Below are 1,514 nucleotides of genomic sequence, written 5' to 3'. Positions count from 1 at the left end.
GAGGTCGATCTCGTCTTCGGCGGCGGGCCGCGCGTGCTGCGGTTGCTGCGCATGGGCAGCTTCAGCATGGCACGTGTGATGCGCAATCGGGGCGGTGGATCGCGCAACGTCAGCACCAACTATCGGCGTATCAAGCAGCTCAACCAGTTGGTGGAGAAACTGGGCTCCCTGCTCCCCATCGGCGTGCTGCGTCACGCCCGCAACTGGGTGCGCTGCACCGAATATTGGACCAACAGCGGCGTCGACAACCTGCGTGAGATGCTCCTCTTCGTCGGGCGCGAGTACGCGGACTTGTCCGTCGCGGCGCAGCCGCCCATCATCCACCCCGAGGATGGCTTCTACGACCTTCTACGACCTTGCGCGGGGCGATACTACGAGAGCCTGGACGGCTACCTGCGCCAACATCCGCTTGATCCCGCGCAGCCGACCGTGCTGGCGATCCTTTATGGCGGCACGACGATGGACGCCTGCGTGGCCGGAAGCCACGAGTTACTCGACGCGCTTTCCGAGCGGGCGAATCTGCTCCCTTTCTTCGCCGACGGCATTGGGACGGCGGCCGCGCTCCACCGCCACCTGCTCCCCGATGGTGAGCCGCGCCTCGCACTCGATGCCATCGTCTCGTTGCAGTGGTTTCGGCTGGAGGGCGGCCCGCTGGGCGGCGATCCCCAGGTGACCTACGATCTGCTGCGGGCGCTGGATGCGCCGCTTTACACCCCGGCGACCTCGTACAACCGCGCCATCTCCCTCTGGGAGCAAAACCCCGATGGCGTGACGCCGGTGGAGACGCTGGCGACGATCACCCTGCCGGAACTGGATGGGGCGATGGAGCCGCTTTTTCTCTTTGGGCTGCGGGATCTGGATGGCACGGCGCCGAAGGCGTCGGCCACGAGGCCGGTCCCGGGGCGCGGCGAGCGACTGGCCCAGCGCATGCTGCGCCGCGTGGAGCTGCGCCACAAGCCCAACGCCGAGAAGAAGATCGCCCTGGTGCTCTACAATTATCCGCCCGGCGAGGGCACGCTGGGCGAGGCCTCGTTCCTGGACGTGTTCGCCAGCGTCGAGCGAATCCTGCGCCGCCTGAAGGACGAGGGATACACCGTCGAGCTGCCCCAGGAACCGATAGGGGAATTGCTGCTGCGGCAAGGGCTGATCAACCGGGGCGAATGGACGGGCCGGGCGCTGACGGCCCAGCACGCCCTGCGCGTGCCCGTGCACGAGTACGAGACGTGGTATCGGCAGCTTCCAGCGGAGATCCGTCAGCGGACCGAGGCCCTGTTTGGCCCGCCGCCGGGCGACCTGATGAACGACGGTCAGGACATCTTCTTGGCCGGCCTGCGGCTGGGGAACGTGCTGCTGGCCGTGCAACCCTCGCGCGGCGTCCACGAGGACCCGCAGAAGATCCATCACGACCGTTCGCTCCCGCCGCACCACCAGTACATCGCCTTCTACCTGTCCCTTATACCCACTTCCGAGCCCACGAGACTAAGGCGAAGCCCGGATGCCGTCTTTTGCTTGAA

At 66.8% G+C, this 1,514-nt stretch carries 1 protein-coding gene; it reads left to right on the top strand.

Annotated elements, in window-relative coordinates; genetic code table 11:
- Positions 1-1,514 (top strand): cobaltochelatase subunit CobN (locus I6U14_RS14920; RefSeq protein ID WP_296900311.1); only part of this gene is annotated, 1,514 nt, incomplete at both ends.

Origin of the sequence: Thiohalocapsa sp. (assembly GCF_019695415.1) — a bacterium.
Classification (GTDB): Bacteria; Pseudomonadota; Gammaproteobacteria; order Chromatiales; family Chromatiaceae; genus Thiohalocapsa.
Note: the sequence above shows the minus strand (reverse complement) of the source record. Positions and strands in the feature narration are given on the sequence as shown.